Source organism: Prochlorococcus sp. MIT 0604, assembly GCF_000757845.1.
Lineage (GTDB): Bacteria > Cyanobacteriota > Cyanobacteriia > PCC-6307 > Cyanobiaceae > Prochlorococcus_A.
In genome coordinates this window covers 1,506,864-1,530,429 of the sequence record NZ_CP007753.1, presented here as the reverse complement: position 1 = coordinate 1,530,429, position 23,566 = coordinate 1,506,864, and the positions used below count along the sequence as shown (strand labels likewise).

23 protein-coding genes are annotated in these 23,566 nt (G+C 33.3%); 16 read left to right on the top strand and 7 right to left on the bottom strand.

Annotation, left to right across the window (positions count from 1 at the left end; genetic code table 11):
* Positions 1-40: 40 nt before the first annotated feature.
* Positions 41-754 carry a ribose-5-phosphate isomerase RpiA gene (rpiA, locus tag EW14_RS08460; protein WP_369794271.1) on the top strand — a complete coding sequence of 238 codons (714 nt, stop codon included), beginning with the start codon at positions 41-43 and terminating at the stop codon, positions 752-754.
* Here rpiA and hisD read toward each other — a convergent pair.
* Positions 751-2,037 carry a histidinol dehydrogenase gene (gene hisD, locus EW14_RS08455; RefSeq protein WP_042851033.1) on the bottom strand — a complete coding sequence of 429 codons (1,287 nt, stop codon included), beginning with the start codon at positions 2,035-2,037 and terminating at the stop codon, positions 751-753. The genes rpiA and hisD overlap by 4 nt on opposite strands.
* Before the next feature lie 120 nt (positions 2,038-2,157).
* On the opposite strand from hisD, the gene rpsT reads away from it, so the two are divergent.
* From rpsT to EW14_RS08395, 13 genes are all read left to right on the top strand, one after another.
* Complete coding sequence (gene rpsT / locus EW14_RS08450; RefSeq protein ID WP_042851380.1) at positions 2,158-2,451, top strand: 30S ribosomal protein S20; 294 nt, start codon at positions 2,158-2,160, stop codon at positions 2,449-2,451.
* A gap of 17 nt (positions 2,452-2,468) precedes the next feature.
* A complete protein-coding gene (locus EW14_RS08445) occupies positions 2,469-3,263 on the top strand; it encodes a TatD family hydrolase (protein ID WP_042851032.1) in 795 nt (264 codons plus the stop codon).
* Between the two features lie 236 nt (positions 3,264-3,499).
* Positions 3,500-6,793 carry a DNA-directed RNA polymerase subunit beta gene (gene rpoB / locus EW14_RS08440; RefSeq protein WP_042851030.1) on the top strand — a complete coding sequence of 1,098 codons (3,294 nt, stop codon included), beginning with the start codon at positions 3,500-3,502 and terminating at the stop codon, positions 6,791-6,793.
* Between the two features lie 36 nt (positions 6,794-6,829).
* A complete protein-coding gene (locus EW14_RS08435) occupies positions 6,830-8,734 on the top strand; it encodes a DNA-directed RNA polymerase subunit gamma (protein WP_042851029.1) in 1,905 nt (634 codons plus the stop codon).
* A 35-nt stretch (positions 8,735-8,769) separates the two neighbouring features.
* Positions 8,770-12,870: a DNA-directed RNA polymerase subunit beta' gene (locus tag EW14_RS08430; RefSeq protein WP_042851028.1), complete on the top strand. Its 4,101-nt coding sequence runs from the start codon at positions 8,770-8,772 to the stop codon at positions 12,868-12,870.
* A gap of 55 nt (positions 12,871-12,925) precedes the next feature.
* On the top strand, positions 12,926-13,078 hold the full coding sequence (locus tag EW14_RS08425) for a high light inducible protein (protein WP_042851026.1): 153 nt from the start codon (positions 12,926-12,928) through the stop codon (positions 13,076-13,078).
* 29 nt (positions 13,079-13,107) lie between these two features.
* Positions 13,108-14,154, top strand: coding sequence for a 23S rRNA (adenine(2503)-C(2))-methyltransferase RlmN (gene rlmN / locus EW14_RS08420; RefSeq protein WP_042851025.1), 1,047 nt, complete (start codon positions 13,108-13,110; stop codon positions 14,152-14,154).
* Between the two features lie 82 nt (positions 14,155-14,236).
* Positions 14,237-14,362, top strand: a complete 126-nt coding sequence (locus EW14_RS10660; RefSeq protein WP_255347394.1) for a hypothetical protein — start codon at positions 14,237-14,239, stop codon at positions 14,360-14,362.
* 18 nt (positions 14,363-14,380) lie between these two features.
* Complete coding sequence (locus tag EW14_RS08415; RefSeq protein ID WP_042851024.1) at positions 14,381-15,148, top strand: HEAT repeat domain-containing protein; 768 nt, start codon at positions 14,381-14,383, stop codon at positions 15,146-15,148.
* A 150-nt stretch (positions 15,149-15,298) separates the two neighbouring features.
* Positions 15,299-15,514, top strand: coding sequence for a DUF2997 domain-containing protein (locus EW14_RS08410; protein ID WP_042851023.1), 216 nt, complete (start codon positions 15,299-15,301; stop codon positions 15,512-15,514).
* Positions 15,501-15,893, top strand: a complete 393-nt coding sequence (locus tag EW14_RS08405) for a DUF1257 domain-containing protein (protein WP_042851022.1) — start codon at positions 15,501-15,503, stop codon at positions 15,891-15,893. Before EW14_RS08410 ends, EW14_RS08405 begins: the two co-directional genes overlap by 14 nt.
* Positions 15,894-15,901: 8 nt before the next feature.
* The gene (locus EW14_RS08400) at positions 15,902-16,261 is read left to right on the top strand and encodes a ferredoxin (RefSeq protein ID WP_042851021.1); all 360 of its coding nucleotides are present in this window, start codon (positions 15,902-15,904) and stop codon (positions 16,259-16,261) included.
* A gap of 10 nt (positions 16,262-16,271) precedes the next feature.
* Entirely contained in the window at positions 16,272-17,465 is a 1,194-nt protein-coding gene (locus EW14_RS08395) for an aldo/keto reductase (RefSeq protein ID WP_042851020.1), read from the top strand.
* 2 nt (positions 17,466-17,467) lie between these two features.
* Here EW14_RS08395 and rsmG read toward each other — a convergent pair whose 3' ends face one another.
* On the bottom strand, positions 17,468-18,181 hold the full coding sequence (rsmG, locus tag EW14_RS08390; protein WP_042851019.1) for a 16S rRNA (guanine(527)-N(7))-methyltransferase RsmG: 714 nt from the start codon (positions 18,179-18,181) through the stop codon (positions 17,468-17,470).
* A gap of 88 nt (positions 18,182-18,269) precedes the next feature.
* On the opposite strand from rsmG, the gene EW14_RS08385 reads away from it, so the two are divergent.
* Together EW14_RS08385 and EW14_RS08380 are read left to right on the top strand one after the other, a co-directional pair.
* The gene (locus EW14_RS08385) at positions 18,270-18,710 is read left to right on the top strand and encodes a J domain-containing protein (RefSeq protein ID WP_042851017.1); all 441 of its coding nucleotides are present in this window, start codon (positions 18,270-18,272) and stop codon (positions 18,708-18,710) included.
* A gap of 16 nt (positions 18,711-18,726) precedes the next feature.
* Complete coding sequence (locus tag EW14_RS08380) at positions 18,727-18,984, top strand: DUF3143 domain-containing protein (RefSeq protein ID WP_042851016.1); 258 nt, start codon at positions 18,727-18,729, stop codon at positions 18,982-18,984.
* 8 nt (positions 18,985-18,992) lie between these two features.
* On the opposite strand, the gene bioA is transcribed toward EW14_RS08380, so the two are convergent.
* The 5 genes from bioA to EW14_RS08355 are packed head-to-tail and all read right to left on the bottom strand — an operon-like array spanning position 18,993 to position 23,560.
* Positions 18,993-20,294 carry an adenosylmethionine--8-amino-7-oxononanoate transaminase gene (gene bioA / locus EW14_RS08375; RefSeq protein WP_042851014.1) on the bottom strand — a complete coding sequence of 434 codons (1,302 nt, stop codon included), beginning with the start codon at positions 20,292-20,294 and terminating at the stop codon, positions 18,993-18,995.
* Entirely contained in the window at positions 20,295-20,960 is a 666-nt protein-coding gene (gene bioD, locus EW14_RS08370; protein ID WP_042851013.1) for a dethiobiotin synthase, read from the bottom strand.
* The gene (locus EW14_RS08365; RefSeq protein ID WP_042851012.1) at positions 20,957-21,727 is read right to left on the bottom strand and encodes a methyltransferase domain-containing protein; all 771 of its coding nucleotides are present in this window, start codon (positions 21,725-21,727) and stop codon (positions 20,957-20,959) included. Before EW14_RS08365 ends, bioD begins: the two co-directional genes overlap by 4 nt.
* Positions 21,711-22,424, bottom strand: a complete 714-nt coding sequence (locus tag EW14_RS08360) for a hypothetical protein (RefSeq protein WP_042851011.1) — start codon at positions 22,422-22,424, stop codon at positions 21,711-21,713. Before EW14_RS08360 ends, EW14_RS08365 begins: the two co-directional genes overlap by 17 nt.
* On the bottom strand, positions 22,421-23,560 hold the full coding sequence (locus tag EW14_RS08355) for an aminotransferase class I/II-fold pyridoxal phosphate-dependent enzyme (protein ID WP_042851010.1): 1,140 nt from the start codon (positions 23,558-23,560) through the stop codon (positions 22,421-22,423). The genes EW14_RS08360 and EW14_RS08355 overlap by 4 nt, the downstream gene beginning before the upstream one ends.
* Positions 23,561-23,566 lie beyond the last annotated feature (6 nt).

Genomic DNA, 23,566 nt, shown 5'->3' with positions numbered 1-23,566 from the left:
ATTGAAATTTAATAATCTATAAACATAAGGGAAAATGATTTTGGATTCACAAACTCAAATGAAAAAAGTTGTTGCTGATGCAGCAATCAGGGAAGTAAAGAGTGACATGATTCTAGGATTAGGATCTGGTTCTACAGCTGCGTTAATGATAAAAAGCCTCGCTAATGAAATTCGTCTTGGAAAACTTAAAAATATAAGTGGTGTTGCAACTTCTTTTCAATCAGAAGTTTTAGCTCTTGAACTGGATATCCCGCTTATCGATTTAGCCTCCGTATCTCAAATTGATTTAGCTATTGATGGAGCAGATGAAGTTGATCCAAGATTTCAATTAATTAAAGGAGGAGGAGCATGCCATGTTAGAGAAAAGTTAGTAGCATCTAAAGCCGATCAATTGTTGATTGTCGTAGATGAAACTAAACTTGTAGAAAATCTAAATCAATCTTTCCCTTTACCTGTAGAAGTTCTTCCAAATGCTTGGAAGCAAGTTCAGGAAGTGATTTCAGAAATGAATGGCAGTTCTTCTTTAAGAATGGCTACAAAAAAAGCTGGCCCAGTTGTTACTGACCAAGGCAACCTCATCCTTGATGTATTACTTAATGATGGTATTAAGAATCCAAAAGACGTTGAAATGAAGATTAATAATATTCCAGGAGTATTAGAAAATGGATTATTCGTTGATCTTACAGACAAAGTATTAGTTGGTAAAATTGAAAACGATGCTCCAGTGGTTTACTCGCCCTCAAAAGCTAGCTAATCTTCAAATCTTATTTGTACCGAGTTAGCGTGGCTATGTAAGCCCTCACTTTTAGCAAGATTAATAATATCAAGGCTATTAACTTTTAAACTTTCTTCATTAAATTCTATTATTGAAGTATTTTTCATAAAAGTTTCAACCCCCAAAGAACCGCTAAATCTAGAATTTCCTGATGTAGGTAAAGTATGATTTGGTCCTGCAAGATAATCTCCAACAGCTTCTGGGGTCCATTTCCCTAAAAATATCGCTCCTGCATTCTCTATACCTGCAAGAATTTTTTTTGAATGTATGGTGATAATTTCTAGGTGTTCAGGTGCAAAGTTATTGCTTAGTTCGATACATGATTCATAATTCTCGCAAATCACAATTAACCCCCAATTTTTTATTGATTGCATGCAAATTTCTTTTCTTGGATGATCATCTATTTTTTTATAAAGTTCTTTTAAAACTTCTTTTGCCTGGTTCTTTGATGTAGTTAGAAGTATTGCTGAAGCTAAAGGATCATGTTCTGCTTGCGCTAGTAGATCAGATGCTATATGAGTACTTTGAGCTGTTTCATCTGCAATGATTAATATTTCACTTGGACCAGCTAAAGAATCAATACCTGTAGATCCGTAAATGATTTTTTTTGCAGTTGTAACATAGATATTCCCTGGCCCTGAAATAACATCAACTTTATTGATTTGATTTGTGCCAAATGCTAAAGCACCAATTGCTTGAGCTCCTCCAATTCTAAATACTTTATTGATCCCTGATAAGTGAGCTGCAGCTAAAACAGTTTTGTTTATTTCCCCTTCTTTATTCCCAGGAGATACCATTATAATTTCCTCTACTCCTGCTACTTTTGCAGGTATTGCGTTCATTAATACGGTACTTGGATAAGCAGCTCTACCTCCAGGAATATAAATACCTGCATTCTTAACTGGTCGCCATTTTCTTTCGACTGTGTCACCATATTCACCTTTTATAGTGAAAGATTGAGGAATTTCTTTTTCATGGAATCTTTGAATTCTTTTATGAGCTACCTCCAGTGAGCGCTTCAAAGTGTTATCAATTTCATCCCATGCATTCTTTATTTGATCTGCATTCACTTGCATAGGGTCAGGGTCGAAACCATCAAATTTTTTTGTATATTTTTCTACTGCTATATCTCCAGAAATTTTTACTTCTTGAAGAATTTGTTCAACAATTTTATTTATCTCATTATTGTTTTCTGAATTAGTTCGAGTAGAAATTCTTTTTAATTCTTCAATAGCTTCTTTTTTATTATTTATGATCTTCATATGCTTAATTTTTTCAAATTGAAAGGCTCAAAACCTAATTTAATAGCTTTCTAAATTATATATGATTGATTAGGAGTCGATTTATTTGTTATGATGAATACTTCTATTTATATACCCTCTGTGGCCAATAACAAATCAGCAAAAAAGAGAATACAAATTGCCGAAAGAAATCGTTTAATAAATAAGTCATATAAATCTACTGTTAGGACTTTAACTAAAAAAACCTTAGAGAATTGTGAAAAATATAAAAAAAATCCGAATGAGGATAACGAAAATCTAGTGAAAACAAGTCTAAATAAAGCTTTTAGCTTAATTGATAAAGCAGTGAAAAAAAATGTTCTTCACAAGAATAACGGTGCTAACAAAAAATCGAAAATCAACAATTTAGTAAAAACTACACTCACAAGTAAGTAAAAAGTTAGATCAAAATTATGAGCGAAATCGAACTCATAGACTCCCACTGTCATTTAATATTTGAAAATTTCGAAAAAGATCTTGAAGATGTTGTTCTAAGATTACGCTCTTCAGGTGTAAAAAAATTAGTTCATGCTTGTTGTGAATTAACAGAAATTCCAAAGTTGAAAAAAATATCTCATGAATTTAATGAAATTTACTATTCAGTTGGTTTGCATCCCCTTGAAGCAAAAAAATGGGAAGAGAGCTCAAAATCTCTTTTAAGAAAATCAGCACAAGAAGATAGAAGGGTAGTTGCTATTGGGGAATTAGGATTGGATTTTTTTAAAAATAAAAATAAAACTCAGCAAATTGAAGCACTTATTCCTCAACTGGAGTTAGCAAATGAACTTAAATTACCTGTAATCATCCATTGCAGAGATGCCGCAAAAGAAATGATTGAGATATGTAGTGATCTCTCAAAAAACGGAAAATGTCCTAATGGTGTACTTCATTGTTGGACGGGAACTCCAAAAGAAATGATGCAATTCTTAGATCTTGGATTTTACATCAGTTTTAGTGGAATAGTAACTTTCCCAAAAGCATATGAAATTCATGAGTGTGCCAAAATAGTTCCTAGTGATAAATACTTAATTGAAACTGACTCACCATTTTTAGCTCCTGTCCCTCATAGGGGTAAAAGAAATGAACCTGCGTTTGTTGAAAAAGTTGCCAATTTTATGGCAGATTTAAGATCTACTGAATTAATCACAATTGCTAGAGAGTCATCTAAGAATGCTGAAGATTTGTTTAAATTTGACTTGTTAATTTGACATAGCAGCTGTTAGTATTAGGAATTACTGGAAATTTTTCTTAATTTTTTAGCTTTAACTAACACAGTTAATGATTTATCAGCATTAAATAAAATTTAATTCTTATTTAATTGAATTTATTTTTGTTGAAATCGAGATCTAATGGTTGATCTAATATCAAGTGAAAAGTTAAAGAACTAATTATTGAGTAGATTAAAAGTAAATAGTAAATCTCACAAAATCGCAGGTTTTCTTGGATGAGCAGTAGCGCTTTACAGGTAGCAAAAACAGCTACTTATCTACCAGATTTAGTTGAAGTACAAAGAGCAAGCTTTAAATGGTTTTTAGAAAAGGGTTTAATAGAAGAACTACAAAATTTTTCTCCCATTTCTGATTACACAGGTAAATTAGAATTACATTTTATTGGTGAAGAGTACAGGTTAAAAAGACCTAGGCATGATGTTGAGGAAGCCAAAAGAAGAGATGCTACATTTGCATCTCAAATGTATGTAACTTGCAGGCTAATTAATAAAGAGACAGGGGAAATTAAAGAACAAGAAGTATTTATTGGAGAATTACCATTAATGACTGAAAGGGGAACTTTCATCATAAATGGAGCTGAAAGAGTAATTGTTAATCAAATTGTTCGAAGTCCTGGAGTATATTTCAAAGATGAACTTGATAAAAATGGCCGAAGAACTTACAACGCTAGTGTTATCCCTAATAGAGGTGCTTGGCTAAAATTCGAGACTGACAAAAATAATTTACTTTACGTTAGAGTTGACAAAACTAGAAAAATTAATGCTCATGTTCTTATGAGAGCGATGGGTCTTTCAGATAATGATGTGGTCGATAAACTTAGGCATCCTGAGTTTTATCAAAACTCAATTGAGTCTGCTAATGAAGAGGGTATAAATTCAGAAGATCAAGCATTACTTGAGCTATACAAGAAGCTACGTCCTGGTGAACCACCCTCTGTCTCTGGAGGACAACAGCTATTACATAGTAGATTTTTTGATCCTAAAAGATACGATTTAGGCCGAGTTGGTAGATACAAAATAAATAAAAAATTGAGGCTTACTGTACCAGACGATGTGAGAACACTTACCCATGAAGATGTTCTTTCTACCATTGATTATTTAATAAACCTAGAATTGGATATTGGCGGCGCTAGTCTGGATGATATCGACCACCTTGGTAATCGAAGGGTTAGATCTGTGGGAGAACTGCTTCAAAATCAAGTTAGGGTTGGACTTAATCGTTTAGAGAGAATCATCAAAGAAAGAATGACTGTTGGGGAAACAGATTCCTTAACTCCCGCTCAACTAGTCAATCCCAAACCTTTAGTTGCTGCTATAAAGGAATTTTTTGGTTCCAGTCAATTAAGCCAGTTTATGGATCAAACTAATCCGCTGGCTGAATTAACACACAAGAGAAGAATCTCAGCATTAGGTCCAGGAGGTTTAACTAGAGAAAGAGCTGGCTTTGCGGTAAGAGATATACACCCTTCACATTATGGAAGATTATGCCCTATCGAGACTCCTGAAGGTCCTAATGCAGGACTTATAAATTCTTTGGCTACCCACGCAAGAGTTAATGAGTATGGTTTTATTGAAACACCTTTTTGGGAAGTTAATAACGGTAAAGTTATTAAAGAAGGTAATCCTGTTTATCTTTCTGCTGATCTAGAAGATGAGTGTAGGGTGGCTCCTGGAGACGTCGCAACTGATAAGGATGGCAACATAATCGCAAATCTAATACCAGTGAGATATAGACAGGATTTTGAAAAAGTTCCTCCTTATCAAGTTGATTACGTTCAGCTTTCTCCGGTTCAGGTGATTTCAGTTGCGACTTCACTTATTCCTTTCTTGGAACATGATGATGCTAATAGAGCTCTAATGGGATCAAATATGCAACGCCAAGCGGTTCCTTTGCTCAGGCCAGAACGACCTTTAGTTGGTACAGGTTTAGAATCTCAAGTTGCTAGAGATTCGGGGATGGTTCCCATAACAAAAGTTAATGGAATTGTATCTTACGTTGACGCTAATGAAATTGTCGTTAAAGACGAGCATGGTAATGAACATTTTCATTATCTTCAGAAATATCAAAGATCAAATCAAGATACTTGCCTCAACCAAAGACCTATAGTGAAAATTGGAGATAGAGTTATATCTGGTCAGGTTTTAGCAGATGGATCTGCTTGCGAAGGAGGGGAAATAGCCCTTGGCCAAAATGTTTTAATCGCTTACATGCCATGGGAGGGATACAACTATGAAGATGCAATACTTGTGAGCGAGAGGATGGTAACTGATGATTTATATACTTCAGTCCATATCGAAAAATATGAAATTGAAGCAAGACAAACGAAGCTAGGACCTGAAGAAATCACACGAGAGATTCCTAATATCTCTGAAGAAAGCTTGAATAATCTTGATGAGATGGGAATTATTAGGATTGGTGCTTTTGTCGAGAGTGGAGATATACTTGTCGGAAAAGTGACTCCAAAAGGGGAATCAGACCAACCACCTGAAGAAAAACTTTTAAGAGCTATTTTTGGTGAAAAGGCTCGAGATGTGAGAGACAATTCACTCAGAGTACCCAAAACTGAAAAGGGAAGGGTTTTAGATGTTCGCATTTATACTAGAGAACAAGGTGATGAATTACCTCCTGGAGCCAATATGGTTGTAAGAGTTTACGTTGCTCAGAGAAGGAAAATTCAAGTAGGTGACAAAATGGCTGGAAGGCACGGAAATAAGGGAATTATTAGCAGAATCTTACCAAGAGAAGATATGCCTTATTTGCCCGATGGAACGCCTGTAGACATAGTTCTTAATCCCTTAGGGGTCCCAAGTCGGATGAATGTAGGTCAAGTTTTTGAATTATTGATGGGTTGGGCAGCCTCCAACTTAAATTGTCGAGTTAAAGTTGTTCCATTTGATGAAATGTATGGAGCTGAAAAATCACATCAAACTGTTCAAGCATTTTTAGAGGAAGCATCAAAACAACCAGGTAAAGCATGGGTTTACAATCCTGATGACCCTGGAAAGTTATTACTTAAAGATGGAAGAACAGGGGAACCCTTCGATCAGCCAGTTGCCGTCGGATACTCTCACTTCCTTAAATTAGTACATTTGGTGGATGATAAAATTCATGCTAGATCTACTGGTCCATACTCTTTAGTTACACAGCAACCATTAGGTGGTAAAGCTCAGCAAGGTGGACAAAGGCTTGGAGAAATGGAAGTATGGGCTCTTGAAGCTTATGGAGCCGCTTATACTCTTCAGGAATTGTTAACTGTTAAATCTGATGATATGCAAGGAAGAAATGAAGCTCTCAATGCAATTGTAAAAGGTAAACCGATCCCAAGACCTGGTACTCCTGAGTCATTCAAAGTTCTTATGAGGGAATTACAATCTCTAGGCTTGGATATAGGGGTTTATACAGATGAAGGGAAAGAGGTAGATTTAATGCAAGATGTAAATCCTAGAAGAAATACTCCATCAAGGCCGACATACGAATCACTCGGAACCTCTGAATATGAGGAAGATTAAATACCAAATTAAAACTTTTATTTAAATTAGCCAAAAATGACAAACAGCAACTTAAGAACCGAAAATCACTTTGATTACGTCAAAATTTCAATAGCTTCTCCACAAAGAATTATGGATTGGGGGCAGAGAACATTGCCCAATGGACAAGTAGTTGGTGAAGTTACGAAACCAGAGACTATTAACTACAGGACACTTAAACCCGAAATGGATGGATTGTTTTGTGAAAAGATTTTTGGGCCATCTAAAGATTGGGAATGCCATTGTGGAAAGTATAAAAGAGTAAGACATCGCGGCATTGTTTGTGAGAGATGTGGGGTTGAAGTAACTGAAAGTAGAGTCAGAAGACATAGGATGGGCTATATAAAACTAGCTGCACCAGTTTCACATGTTTGGTATTTGAAAGGAATTCCTAGCTACGTTGCAATACTTTTGGATATTCCGCTTAGAGATGTAGAACAAATAGTTTATTTTAATTGTTATGTCGTTTTAGATCCAGGTGACCATAAAGAACTTAAATATAAGCAATTACTAACTGAGGATGAGTGGCTGGAAATTGAAGATGAAATTTATGCTGAAGATTCAACTATCGAAAATGAACCTTTTGTTGGAATTGGTGCAGAGGCACTGAAGCAATTACTTGAGGACCTTGATTTGAATCAGGTTGCTGAGGAGCTTAGAGAAGAAATTACTAATAGCAAAGGGCAAAAGAGAGCAAAACTTATAAAAAGGATAAGAGTTATTGATAATTTTATTGCAACTAATGCAAAACCAGAATGGATGGTTTTAGATGCAATCCCAGTCATTCCTCCTGATCTTAGACCAATGGTTCAGCTTGATGGGGGAAGATTTGCAACTTCAGATTTAAACGACTTATATAGAAGAGTTATAAATAGAAATAACAGACTAGCTAGGCTTCAAGAAATTTTAGCTCCTGAAATTATCGTAAGAAATGAAAAAAGAATGCTTCAGGAGGCGGTTGATGCCCTTATAGATAATGGAAGGAGAGGTAGAACTGTTGTTGGAGCGAATAATAGAGCTCTTAAGTCTCTTAGTGACATAATAGAAGGAAAACAAGGAAGATTTAGACAGAATCTTCTTGGTAAGCGTGTTGATTATTCAGGAAGATCTGTAATAGTTGTGGGTCCTAAATTGAAAATGCATCAGTGTGGTCTCCCAAAAGAAATGGCGATAGAGCTTTTTCAACCTTTTGTAATTCATAGATTAATACGACAAAATATTGTAAATAACATAAAAGCTGCAAAAAAATTAATACAAAAAGCCGATGACGAAGTTATGCAGGTACTTCAGGAAGTTATTGAAGGCCATCCAATTCTTTTGAATAGAGCTCCTACGCTTCATCGTTTAGGTATTCAAGCTTTTGAACCTAAATTAGTTGGAGGTAGAGCAATACAACTTCATCCTTTAGTTTGTCCTGCATTCAATGCTGACTTCGATGGAGATCAAATGGCAGTTCATGTTCCTTTAGCTTTAGAGGCTCAAACTGAAGCACGCATGCTTATGTTGGCCAGTAATAATATTCTTTCTCCTGCTACTGGAGAACCAATTGTGACTCCATCACAAGATATGGTTTTGGGATCTTATTATTTGACAGCTTTGCAACCGAATTATCAAAAACCAGAATTTGGAGATAATAACACTACTTTTGCTTCATTAGAAGATGTCATTTTTGCTTTTGAAGATAAAAGACTCAGCTTACATGAATGGGTTTGGGTTAGATTTAACGGAGAAGTTGAAGATGAAGACGAAATGCGTAGCCCACAAAAAACTAAAGAGCTAGAAGATGGCTCAAGACTAGAGCTATGGAATTTAAGAAGGGATAGATTTGACTCTGATAATAATTTAATTAGTAGATTTGTGCTGACAACTGTCGGGAGAGTGGTTATGAATTATACCATCATCGATTCTGTATCAAAGACGTAATCTTTTAAAAACTATTCTTCATTCACTTAAAAATCATGACTTCATCTAAACCTAAAAAAACATCAAGAGTACGTAAAACTACTAAAAACTCAAAAAAGGAAAATCCAGTTACAATGCCTGCTCTAGCTAAAACGCCGCCATCATTTAAGAATAAGGTAGTTGATAAGAAAGCCTTAAAGAATTTAGTCTCTTGGGCTTATAAAACTCATGGAACTGCAATAACTGCAGCCATGGCTGATAATCTAAAGGACTTGGGGTTTAAATATGCTACCCAAGCTGCTGTCTCTATCTCAGTAGATGACTTAAAAGTTCCTGCAGCCAAGCAAGATTTAATAGGGCAAGCTGAGGAGCAAATATCTGCTACAGAAGAATGCTACAGGCTTGGTGAAATTACCGAAGTTGAAAGGCACACAAAAGTTATAGATACCTGGACCGAAACTAATGAAAGATTAGTAGATGCTGTCAAGAATAATTTCAATCAAAATGATCCCCTAAATTCCGTTTGGATGATGGCTAATTCAGGAGCGAGGGGGAATATGTCTCAGGTACGACAACTCGTTGGCATGAGGGGATTGATGGCTAATCCACAAGGAGAAATAATTGACTTGCCAATAAGAACTAATTTTAGAGAAGGACTCACCGTTACTGAATATGTAATTTCGTCTTATGGAGCAAGAAAAGGTTTGGTGGATACTGCCCTAAGAACTGCAGATTCTGGTTATTTGACAAGAAGATTAGTTGATGTCGCTCAAGATGTAATTGTTAGAGAAGAGGATTGTGGAACAAAACGATCAATAGTTATTGAAGCTGAAGACGGTAAGTTTGGAGCGAGGCTTCTTGGAAGGCTTACCTCGGAAGATATTCTTGATGCTGAAGAAAACCTTATTGTTCCTCAAAACACTGCAATAGATCTTGCATTGTCAGGAGAAATTGAGAAAGCATCTATTAATAAAATAAAAATAAGATCCCCATTAACATGTGAAGCTAATAGATCTGTTTGTAGAAGGTGTTACGGGTGGGCGTTGGCTCATAATCATTTGGTTGATTTAGGTGAGGCAGTTGGAATTATTGCTGCTCAATCTATTGGTGAGCCAGGAACGCAATTGACAATGAGAACTTTCCATACTGGAGGTGTATCAACTGCTGAAAGTGGAGTAGTAAGATCAAAAATTTCTGGTAAAGTTGAATTTAGTTCAAAAGCAAAGGTTAGAGGTTATAGAACACCACATGGAGTAGAAGCTAAACAAGCGGAAGTTGATTTCATACTAAAGATAGTTCCTAAAGGCAATAATTCTGGCAAAGCTCAAAAAATTGAAGTTTCTAGTGGATCTCTTTTATTTGTAGATGACGGTCAAGAAATTAATTCTGACATTACTGTTGCTCAGATAACTGCGGGTGCGGTGAAAAAGAGTGTTGAAAAAGCAACAAAAGATGTTATCTGTGATTTGGCTGGTCAGGTTAGGTATGACAAGGTTATTCAACCAAAGGAGGTAACAGATAGGCAGGGAAATATTACGTTAAAAGCTCAAAGATTAGGCAGATTGTGGGTTTTAGCTGGAGATGTTTATAACTTACCACCTAATGCAAGACCGGTTATCACATCTGGAAAATCTGTAGATGAAGGAACTGTTTTGGCAGAAGCAAGTCAATCAAGTGAGTTTGGCGGACAAATTCGATTAAGAGAGTCAATAGGAGATTCAAGAGAAGTTCAGATTGTTACTACTTCAATGTCCTTAACTAATTTTAAATTAATTGAAGAATCTACTCACTCAGGTCAAATATTTAATTTGGAATCTAGTGATGGTACATCTTATCGTTTAAATACTTCTCCTGGAAGTAAAATTAGTAATGGTGAGGTAATAGCAGATTTAACGGATGAAAGGTTCCGTACCAAAACTGGTGGTCTAGTAAAATATGCACCTGGATTAAGTGTTAAAAAAGCAAGATCATCTAAAAATGGTTTTGAAGTAAGTCAAGGAGGGACATTGCTTTGGATTCCTCAAGAGACACATGAAATCAATAAAGACATATCTCTTCTAATGATCGAAGATATGAAATGGATTGAAGCTGGAACAGAAGTTGTAAAAGATATTTTTAGTCAAACATCAGGAATTGTTACTGTTACGCAAAAAAATGATATCCTCCGTGAAATAACTGTAAGAAATGGAACTTTTCATGAGTGCGATGATGAAGAAGTACTGAATAGATTTACAGAAGAAGGAAATCTTGTAAATCCAGGCGAAAAGATTTTAGATGGCGTTGATAATAAAGAAATCCTATTTGTTCAAAAATTAGAAACACCTAAATGTAGAGGCTTGTTATTAAGAACAGTTGAAGAATTTACTATTCCTGACCAAGCGGAATTACCTCAACTATCACATGTTAAGCAGGAAAAAGGACCACATTTAGGCTTAAAAGCTATCCAAAGGCTTACTTATAAAGATGGTGAATTGATAAAATCAGTTGAAGGAGTTGAATTGCTTAGAACACATTTAAGCATCGAAAGCTTTGATGCTACTCCTCAAATGACTATCGATGTCGAGTCAATTAAAGATGAGAATGATCCATCAATCAATAGATTAAATTTAGTAATATTGGAGTCTATTCTTGTAAGAAGAGATACTATGTCTGACTCCAGTCATGGCTCAACACATACTGAACTTCAAGTTAATAATGACCAATTAGTAAAAGCAGGAGATGTAATAGCTACTACTCAAATTCTTTGTAAAGAGAAGGGATTGGTTCAACTGCCAAATGTTGTTGACGATGAGCCCATAAGAAGGTTAATTGTTGAAAGAGAAGAAGATAAAATTAAAATTAAAGTTAGTGAAAAAGTAGTTGTTAAAGTTGGTGATCGGGTAGTTGATGGTGATCCTATTAGTAAGTCTGTAAAATCAACTTCTTGTGGAGAAATAGAAGAGGTTTCTAATAGTTTAGTAACCTTAAGACTTGGCAGGCCTTATATGGTTTCTCCTGATTCAGTTTTACATGTTAAAGATGGAGATTTAGTTCTTAGGGGAGATGGTTTAGCTTTACTTGTTTTTGAGAGGCAGAAAACTGGAGATATTGTACAAGGATTGCCTCGTATTGAAGAGTTATTAGAAGCTAGGAGACCGAGAGACTCTGCAATTCTATGTAAAAAATCTGGAATTGTTCAGATTAAACAAGGTAATGATGAAGAATCAGTTTCTTTATCGGTAATTGAAAATGATGATTCATTGAATGAATATCAATTATTAATTGGAAAAAATATAATGGTTAGTGATGGACAACAAGTTACAGGTGGAGAATCTTTAACTGATGGTCCAATTAATCCGCATGAACTATTAGATTGCTATTTCAATGATTTAAAAGATCAGAAACCTCTGATTGATGCAGCTCGAGAATCCATATCAAAACTTCAAAGAAGTATGGTAAGTGAGGTCCAAAATGTTTATAAGTCACAGGGTGTAGCAATCGATGATAAGCATATTGAAGTTATTGTTAGACAGATGACAAGTAAAGTCCGTATAGAAGATGCTGGAGATACTACTCTTTTGCCTGGTGAACTCATAGAGTTGAGGCAAGTGGAAGATACAAACCAAGCAATGTCAATTACAGGAGGAGCTCCAGCAGAATTTACTCCTGTTTTGTTGGGTATTACTAAAGCCTCACTCAATACAGACAGCTTTATTTCAGCAGCATCTTTCCAAGAAACAACAAGGGTTCTTACAGAAGCTGCAATTGAAGGTAAATCTGATTGGTTAAGAGGTTTAAAAGAAAATGTTATCATTGGTAGACTAATACCTGCAGGAACTGGTTTTAGCGGTTTTGTGGAAGAATTATCCTCAGAGGCTGGCCCCCATCCCGATATCCTCGCAGAAGAATCTGGCGGCTACAGAAGAGCACAGAACTTAAGGCCAGATTATACAGTTGATATGCCACAATCACCTTCCGTAAGCTCTACAGCAATACTTGATGATCCTAGTGATGAAGATTTGGAGACAACCAGAAACCGACATGGAATTGACCCTACCTCGAGTAATTTTGCGGCCTTCGCAAGACCTAATGCTGAAAATCAATTTTCTGAAGATCAATTACCAGATCCTGCTGCACTGGAGGGATTGCAAGAGGAAGGCCTCCTGTCTGATGAATAAATATTAACTATTATTATTTTCAGTGACTAGAATAGATTTTTTAAATTTGTAAGTGATGATTAAGCCAGAGATTGTCCCCAAAAGAAAATTACCTCGTTATGGATTCCATTCTTATAATGAAAGACTTAATGGAAGAATTGCCATGATTGGTTTTATTGCGCTTATTCTTACAGAATTCTTTCTAAAACATGGTTTGCTGTTATGGTGACAATAGTTTTTAAATAAAGACTATTTAATTTGAAAAATCTTCTTGGGAGTAGTGTTAAAGATTTAGAAAATGTGGCTTTAGATTATGGTCAAGCTGCTTTTAGGGGTCGCCAAATCTATAATTGGATTTATAACTTTAAAAATAAGAAGAAGAGTATTGATCAAATAGAAGTATTACCTTTAGATTTCAGAAAGAAGTTAAAAGATGATGGTTTTAAATTAAGTGAACTAAGTGTTCAGGAAAGAAACTTAGCTAACGACGGTACTCTAAAGTTGTTACTTTCTACAACTGATAATGAAAGTATTGAGTGCGTTGGTATACCAACTGAAAAAAGACTAACTGCTTGTCTCTCTAGTCAAGTTGGTTGTCCTATGGACTGTAAATTTTGTGCAACTGGCAAGGAAGGTTTGAAGAGATCTTTAAAAGCAAGTGAAATTTTAGATCAAATTTTATTTATTGAAAATGAAATGAATAGAAAAGTGACCAATATTGTTTTCATGGGTATGGGCGAGCCATTATTGAATATTGATGAGTTGCTCGTGTCAATAAGATCTATAAATAAGGATTTTCAAATTAGCCAGAGAAAGATAACTGTAAGCACCGTGGCTATTCCAAAAATGATAAATAAATTATCAGCAAAGTCTTTTCAAATTTTAGGTAATTGTCAATTTACGTTAGCAATAAGCCTACACGCTTCAAACCAAAAAATAAGAGAAAAGATAATTCCAAGTGCAAAAAACTACGAAATCGAAAATATAATTAAAGACTGTAAGCAATACGTAAGAGATACTGGTAGGAGGGTAAGCTTTGAATATTTAATGCTAAGTGGGGTTAATGATAAATTGGAACATGCTAATGAATTAAGTAATTTGCTGAAAGGGTTTCAATCCCACGTAAATTTAATACAGTATAACCAAATTGAGGAAGTTGAATTTCAAAGAGTCTCTTTAAAAAATATGCAATCATTTCAATCTAGACTTTCTCTTAATGGCATCGCTAACAGCTTGCGCAAAAGCAGAGGTCTCGATAAAAATGCTGCATGTGGACAGTTAAGACAAAATGCAAGAAACAAATAATATTGTCTAAGAAAATATTATCTAAAAATTTTTTTAAAAGTCTCTTAAACAGGCTATCATTGTTTTAATTAATCTTAAATCTTTGGGTTTTATTAAGACAAAAATTTTACCTTTCGCTATCGTTGCACTTTTTGGGATTGCTTTCTTTGCAGTTAGTGCAAGAATTTGGTTGCCAGGAGATATGTTGTCACCTGCACCAGTGAATTAATTCTATTAGATTCTGAAAATGACAAAAAATAAGGATCCTAATCAAGAAAGCTTAGCTGAAATTGCAGTTGATCCAGATGTTTTAGCAAGAGAACTGGCTTTAGAGATTGAAATAGATCCTTTAGAGCAAATTGATGAAGATGTTTTTTCAAAAAATTTAAATATTAGTCAAGAGTGTGATGAAGCTTTAAAAATGCTCAAAGGTAATAGAGAAGAGAGGATACAAGGCTTAAGAATTTTTTGTGAGTATAGAGACCAAAGATCTTTCCCCCTTTTGTTACCATTGCTTGATCAACCTTGCCCAGTTGAAAGAATGAGTGCTGTATATGCTTTAGGTCGTAATCCATGTCCTAGCGCAGTCCAGAAACTTGTCAGTCTTTTGAAGACTGATGATAATGCTTATGTCAGAAGAGCGACTGCATGGAGCTTAGCTAACTATGATAACCAAATTGTTTTAGAACCATTAATAAATGCTTTAAAGAATGATGTGGCTGCAGTAAGGTTATGGTCATCTAGTTCTTTAGCTGAAATTGGAAATGTTTCTTTTGAGAACGCTCAGTTAGCAGCAGAACAACTTTTAATAAGTTTAAAGATAGATAATGAATCAGGTGTACGAAGTAATTGCATTTGGTCATTGTGTAGGTTGTATGCAAAGTTAAACAACACCTTTCAAGAAAGTTTTGTTGATGAATGTACTAAAATAGCACTTTTTGATAAAGAGCCATCCGTTATGGAAGAAGCTAAAACTGCTCTTGATTCAATGGGTATGCAAGGTTTTTATAATTGAAAAATTATAAATTTTTATACAAAAAGCTTCATAACAAAATCAATTTATCACATATTCAATATAAAAATTAAAATTAATTAACTTGTACCAACTGAAACAAAATATTTTCGTTATTCTATATAAAGTAAAAGTACTCAGTACTTGAATTTAATGCCTCAAAAAACATTGAGATTCAAAATTCATCAAGACGGAAGAGTTGAAGAAACTGTTGAGGGATTTACTGGTAATTCATGCAATGAAGCTACAAAAAATCTCGAAAATGCTCTTGGTAAAGTAACAGTAAAGAAGAAAACATCTGATGCTTTCACCTCTAATCAACATGAAAACTTAAAACAACTAAATAACGAATCTAATGTCACATTTTAGTACTATTAAAACCCAGCTCAAAGAAGCAGAGCCATTAATTAAGGCCTTAAATCATCTTGGTTATCCCATCAATCAAGAAGAAAAGTTTGTAAAAGGCTATAGGGGCAAGTTTACAGCAGTAGATATAAGCATGAATTTACCAGGTGATACTAAAGTTGGATTTAAATGGGACACTAATTCAAATGCTTATGAATTAGTTACTGATCTTGATCTTTGGAAATTTGAGATCCCTGTAGAAAGGTTTATTTCTAAAGTTACTCAAATGTATGCCTACCACACAATTATTTCAAAAACCAATGAGGATGGATATCAAATCGTAGAACAAAAAAACAAAAATGATGGTTCTATCGAGTTGGTTTTGACCAAGTGGGATAATTAATTTCGTGTATGGATTTTATTGATCCATCTGATAAATTTGCAGAAAATGTAGAAATTACAGGTTTTGAGCCCGTTTTAGGTGGTCAGTTAGCAGAAAAAGCTGTATGGGTTGATGAGTCCAAGTGTATTGGCTGTCAATACTGTGTACATGTCGCTTCAAACACTTTCACTGTTGATGAATTTCATGGTAGAAGTCGAGCTATTAGGCAAGATGGAGATAGTTCTGATGTCATTCAAGAAGCAATAGATACATGCCCTGTTGATTGTATTCATTGGGTCAAATTTGAAGAATTGGATGATTTAGAGAATAGTCTCGATAGAGATATGTTTCAAACATTTGGGAAGCCACCGAGAATGAATAAGCACTAATAACAAAAAGATGCAATATCGTAGATTTGGTAGAACCAATCTGAAGATTCCTGTTTTATCTTTAGGTGGTATGAGATTTCAAAAAAGTTGGGATGAATTAGATTTTTCTGAGGTTTCATACGAAGAGCAAATTAAATTAGAAAATATATTAGATCTTGCATCACAATATGGCTTTAGTCATGTAGAAACAGCCAAGTACTATGGAACTTCTGAGGTGCAATTAGGGATGTGTTTTAAGAATACTAAGAAAATCCCAAATATAATTCAAACAAAGATTCCACCAAATAGTGATCCGAAAATTTTCGAGAGAGATGTTAAGACAAGTATTGAAAAACTGAAAGTTAAAAAAATTGATTTGTTAGCTATACATGGTATTAATACTGCTGAACATTTACATCAGTCTATTCGAGATGGAGGTTGCATTGATATTTTGAGGAATTTTCAAAAAGAAAATTTAATTGGATCTATAGGATTTTCAACCCATGGAAAATCTTCACTTATTGAAAAGGCCATATCAACAAACTTATTTGATTATGTAAATTTGCACTGGTATTTTATTAATCAGGAAAATACAAAGGTTATTAATTTAGCCAATAAGCATGATCTTGGGGTTTTCATAATAAGTCCCACTGATAAAGGGGGACATCTTCATACTCCATCAATAAAATTAATGGAATTATGTAAACCACTTCATCCTATAGTTTTTAATGATCTTTTTTGCTTAAGAAATCAAAATGTCCATACTTTGAGTGTGGGTATTGCAAAAGAGACAGATTTTGCTTTGCATTTAGAAGCTGTCTCGTTGTTATCAGAATCTGAGAAGTATGTGCCTAAGATAATAAACAGATTAAGGCAGGAATCAATTAATTCCTTAGGTTTAGAGTGGCATCAAAATTGGAATAGAAATTTACCAAGTTGGGAATATACGCCGGGAAATATTAATATTCCTGTTCTGCTTTGGCTTTCAAATTTAATCGATTGGTTGGGTATGGAAGGATATGCAAGAGCTAGATATCAATTGCTTGGTAATGGAAGCCACTGGTTCCCAGGATTCAACGCAAATTTACTAGATGAAGATGTTTCTGAGCGACAATTATTGAAAGTATTAGAAGGTCATATAAATCCAAAAAAAGTTATAAGAAAATTGAGAAATTTAAAAGAAAAGTTTGGAGATAAGAATGCTAAAAGGTTATCAAAAAAATAATTTCATAATGGATTTTTTTCAGGTTTGCCAACTTTTCTTGGGTAAATTTCAGGGCATAATCTTTTTTGTTGAATAAGAATAATATTTCGGGTGCCTTTATTTCTTGGTAATAGTATCTCTTTTTTATCTTTAACTTTCCCTTCTAATATTTCTAAAGTTTTATCTAGATTTTTCCTTTCTTCATTCGTCCATTTGCCACAATATAAAACTCCAAACCCTTCTCTTTTTAACATTGGTAGGATATATTCTGAAACTGTTGATGGATTACTAACCGCTCTAGTTGTTGCAATATTAAAATTATTTCTCATTGATGATTGGTGAGCTAAGTTCTCAATCCGATCATTGATTACATGAATATTATTTTTGAAATTGATCTGTTCAACTAAAATTTTTATTGCATCTGTTTTCTTTTTCAAAGAATCAATAAGGTATATCTCAGAATTAGGATGAGTTATGGCATAAGCTAATCCTGGGAAGCCACAGCCTGATCCAATATCTAAATATTTTTTATTATCAAAATTAATATTCGTAAAAGCTTTAAATGGCCAAATGCTGTCAAAAACTTGAGATATCCAATAATCATCCCCATCAGTTAATCTTGTTAGATTAGTTTTATTATTTAATTCTTTAATTTTAACTTGTAACTCTTGAAATAAATTTATTTCTTCTTCAGTTATTAAGGAAAGAATTTCTTCTGGAATGTTTTGTTTTTTCATTTCGTTATAAATATGAATTTAACCATCCATTAAATACATTCTATTTAGTAAAAATTTATTAGAATTACAATATTAATAAAAGATTATTTTGAAAGGGGAAACTTCCTATTACAAAATTTTAGGTGTAAATGAAAATGCATCCAATCATGAATTAAGAAAAGCATTTTGTAAACTTTCTATTGAGTTGCATCCTGATACAACTTCATTAGAAATAGACGTTGCTAAAAGTAAATTTCAAGAAGTTCTAGAAGCTTATGAACATTTAAATAATAGTAATTTAAGGAAAATATATGATGACAAACTTAAAGAAAACTCTAGAAGTAGAAATAATTCTAACGTTTTAAATAATTTAGTAATCGATTCTAATAATCAAAATTTAATTGGAAATAGAAGACCTTTTTCGAATGGAGAATTGTTTTCGTTGTTTCTTTTAATTATCATCATTGCTATAAGTTTAATTTGTTCAATTTTTATTGCTTCATTTACTGGAAAAGAATTAGAGACAATACCGCTTTGGCTAATTAAATAATTTTTTTAAAAAGTCTGTGAATCCCTCTAAAAAACCTATTAATCAAAATTCACTTCAATCATTGGAATTGTGGCTAAATGATCTAGGTGCTGTGAAGGATATTAATAATCCATCTAAATGGTATCTGTTACTTTCAAATTGGAATGCAACTATTATTTTTGAACAAGAAGATTTAAGTGTTATCTGGGAAAGTGAAGGACAAGAAACTAAAAGACTATTTTCCTATTGCATTAATAGAGAAGATGTGGAAAATGAAATACTGCAGGGCCCGTAAATTTCTATCTAAAGATTTTCTAAAATTTGCATTATTATCCAGTAACTTTTTTCTAATTGATCATCGGTTATGCAGAGAGGTGGTAAGAGATAAATAACATTCCCAAGGGGTCTAATAAATAAACCTTGCTCCATTGCAAGTCTCTTTATTTCTTTGCCAATATTATTGAAATAACCTTTTTTGTTCCCAATATCTAAATCGAAGGCAGCAATTGTGCCGGATACCCTTATCTTTTTTATATGCGGTAAGTTTTTAAATTTAATTAAGTGAGATAAATGTTTTTCTTCAAATGAAAGGTATCTGTGTGGTTCTTTTTCTAATAAATCAAGGCTAGCGTTAGCCGCAGCACAACCTAAAGGATTAGCAGTAAAACTATGTCCATGCCAAAAAGTTTTTCTTGGGGAATCATCAATAAAGGATTGAAAAATTTTTTCTTTGCATAAAGTTATTCCCATTGGTAAAAATCCACCAGTTAAGCCTTTTGAAATACTTATTAAGTCAGGAACGATTTTTGCCTTTTGAAACGCAAAAAGACTTCCACATCTTCCAAACCCAGTCAAAACTTCATCAGCAATTAACAATGAATTATTATTTTTTATAATTTCTGAAACTTTTTTTATAAACTGAGGCCTAACCATATTCATGCCTCCTGCTCCTTGAACAAGTGGCTCAAGGATCACTGCAACTGTGGGAGTTTTAAGTAGAGTTTCTAATTTTTGAACAGCATCATTTTCTTTATTTTCTACTTCTTCATCGTTTATCCAAGTTGAAGGCCAGTGGACTCTTCTAACTGGGAACATAAGATTATCGAAATTCTCATTAAAAATATTTCTTTCACCTAAAGCCATTGCCCCAAATGTATCGCCATGATAGGCGCCATCAAAAGCTACTATTTGAGTTCTTGTCTCTCCTCTATTTTGCCAAGATTGGAAGGCAATTTTTAAAGCGACTTCCACTGCAGTAGAACCGTTATCAGAAAAGAATAATCTTTCTAGTTTTGTTAATTCACTAAGTCTTTCTGCCAATTTTTTTGCCTGTGGATGTAAAAAATCAGCGAATATAACTTGCTCAAGTTTTTTTGATTGATTGAAAATTGCATCCGCAATATATTCGTTACTATGACCATGAAGGGTTACCCACCAACTACTAATTGCATCTATTAGCTCTTTTTTAGGATCTTTAGTAAATAGGAGGGCATCTTTACCATGAGTTACTTCTATTTGCGGTTTGCTTTTATTGATTTGTGTAAAAGGTGGCCAAATATTTGGGTGCCAATCTTGATTTGGAGTTTTTGAGTCCAAAGATTTCATTTAACTTATTTTTGAGTTTAAAAGTGAGATCAACTTATTCTTGATGTCTAGTTCTTTCCATAGTATATCTAAATTGTTTGAGTCCATTTTTTTGATGTAAGGAAATTCAGCAATTAACGGAATACCACTAAAATCAACTAGAGTTTTTGGATTATCTAGATGTTTTTCGCCATTTACTACTAAACCTAAAATCTCAATATTTCTTCGTTTTAATGCCTCAATACTAAGTAGGGTATGGTTAAGAGTGCCAAGTGAGCTCTTACACACAAGTATTACCGGAAGATTCCACTGTTTTATTTGATCTATTTGCAAAAAATTGCGTGTTATTGGAACCATTAATCCACCTGCAGTTTCTACAATTAATGAGCCTTGCACTTTTGGTAATCTCAACTTGTCAAAGTTAATAGTTTTTTGATCTATTTCAGCAGCCCAATGAGGAGATAGAGGTTTCGTAAAGACATAAGCTTCTTTGATGATTTTCTCTTTACTTAATTGTGCAAGTTTTTCAACAGTTTGACTATCAGTTTGCGATTCAATACCGCTTTGAATAGGCTTCCAATAAAAGGAATTTAATCCTTTAACGAAAAAAGAGCTTATTAAAGTTTTTCCAATATCAGTATCTGTTCCACAAATTATAAATTTGAAAATACTATTCTGACTGCTCATATTTTCTTTATGATTTGAATCTCAATTTGCCATGAAAGGTTAACTGTATTATTGTAATTCTTTGGCCAGAACTTTTGAATTTTTTTTAACTCCTTCACTGTTTTGCGTTTACAATTTGTTGATTGTGCCCCTACATTTTTAATGCTTTTGAAAAGCTTATATACATCTTCAAAATTTTCAAGATAACTAAACTTTTCTGAATAATGAATTTCAGTTGATTTGAAATATTTCAATAATTCTTCAGAGCAAAGGAAATTAAGACCACTATATTCAATATCAATTTTTCTACAAGTATCTTTCCATTCAGGAAAACAATCTTTTGTTGGATAAGAAATGATTAAAAAACCTCCAGGTTTTAATTTACTAAACCAATTTTTAATTATCTTTTCTGGGTTGTTTAACCAATGGATACAAAAGTTAGATGTTAAAAGAGAACAGTTATTAATTTCAGAAGGTAAATCATTATTCAAATCCCATAAAATTTTTTTACTAGATAATTTATTCTCAAGAAGCATTTTTTTGCTGAAATCAATTCTGGCTACTTTTTGGGAAGAAAATATTTTTTCTATTTCATCAGCTAATATTCCTGGTCCTGATCCTAGATCTATCCATTCACCTTTTTTTTGGGGATTTAATTCTTTGATAAATTGAACAATCTTTTTTGCAAAAAATTTCTGAATATTTGAATGTTCGCAATACCGATATGCAGCATCATTGAAATTATTTTTTATTTTCGTATTCCACTGTTTACTATCCATTTTCATCATTAAGTGTATTAAGTAAGATCTCGTATAAATTTAAATTATTCAAGCAATGACCTTGCTGAGCTAATTTAATTAAAATTGGCTTCTTATCAAGTGTTTTATTTAGAGAATCTAAAAAGTTATTATTTGATTCGTTGTCAAGAATCAAATCATTTTCTGATTTTATAAAAATAATTTTGCAATCTTTTCTTAAAAATACTGGAAAATCTCTATTGATGTAAAGTTGTTTTAAATCTCCTAAAAGAAGAGTTTTATTTAAACTCTCTAAACTTTTATAAAAGATATTTTTAAAACTATTATTCATATGATTTGGCATAAATGATCTATGTATAAATTCTTTCAACATATCCCTAGGTTCATCTTTTATGATTTTTGTTTCCATTCTTTTTAGAGACCTCAAAATAAAGTTTCTCTTATTACTTAAAGGAAGAAAATTATTAAAAGAATTTATAAGAACAATATGAGTTGCTTCTTTTAAGATTTTTTTTTGAATTAAATGAAAACCAAATGAATGGCACAAAGTCATTCTGATTTCTTTTTTAGATTCGCTTTTAATCCATTTTGCTTGATAATTATTTGTTGAAAAATAGCCCCTTTCATTATCTTGCCAATGCCAATTATTATTTAAAAAATCAATTTTATAATCATCCCAGAAATATTTATTTAGTCCCCATCCATGTTGAGTAATAATTTGTTTCATTTAAACTCTTTTAATACTGCAATGAAATTTTTTAGTAGATTAAAATCTATGTTCCTTCGTATTGTTATTCTGATTCTTGATTGCCCAACTGGAACAGTAGGAGGTCTTATCGCAATTGCTAAAAACCCATTTTCCTCAAGATATTTTTGTAGATAAATTGCCTTCTCTTCTTTGCCAACAATAATTGATAAAATGTGAGAATCTCCCTGAATTGGAAAACTAAAATTTTTAATAATTTCATCTTTCCATATCTTCGCAGAAGATAACAAATCATTACCCCATTCTTTATTTTCTAAAATCTTTTTTAAACCTTCTAGCGCTCCAGCAGCTAAAGATGGTGCAAGAGCAGTTGTATACCTAAATGCACCACTTGTTTGGATAAGATACTCACCAATTTCTGAATTAGAAGCTATGAAAGCTCCACCGCTTCCAAATGCTTTTCCAAAAGTTCCAGTAATCATAGTTATATCTGAACGACAATTAAAACTTAAACCTCTGCCTTCAGGGCCCAAGATTCCAATTGCATGAGCTTCGTCAACTAATAATTGAACACTATTTTTTTTGCAAATTTCCGTTATTTCCCTGAGCGGAGCAATTGATCCCTCCATGCTATAAAGAGATTCAACAACAACTAAAATGGAATTTTTTGAAGGGTTAGATTTAATAATTTTATCTTCTAAATCTTTTAAATTATTGTGTGAAAATCTAACCAGTCTTGCTTGAGCAGCTTTGACTCCAACCAATAAAGAGTTATGGATCAATTTATCTGCTATGACGATACTATTTCTGTTTGCTAAAGCCTCGATAGCGGCTATATTTGCTTGAAATCCGCTTGGGAAAAGTAATACTTTTTGTTGATCAAGCCACTTGGCAAGTTCTGTTTCTAATAATTTATGTATTGGTCTTGAACCTGTAATAAACCTAGAGCTTCCTGAACCAACACCTTCTAACAAGCTTATTTCGTAAGCAGCTTTTATTAAATCCTTGTCCCTACTTAATCCAAAATAATCATTACTGCATAAGTCTATAAGTTTTTTATTTTGCGAATTTAAACTTAAAAGTTCGAATGATTTTTTACCTAAAGAAAATGTTTTTAATTTACGGATTCTATTTTTTGGAATTTTTACTTTTTTCATTTTGGT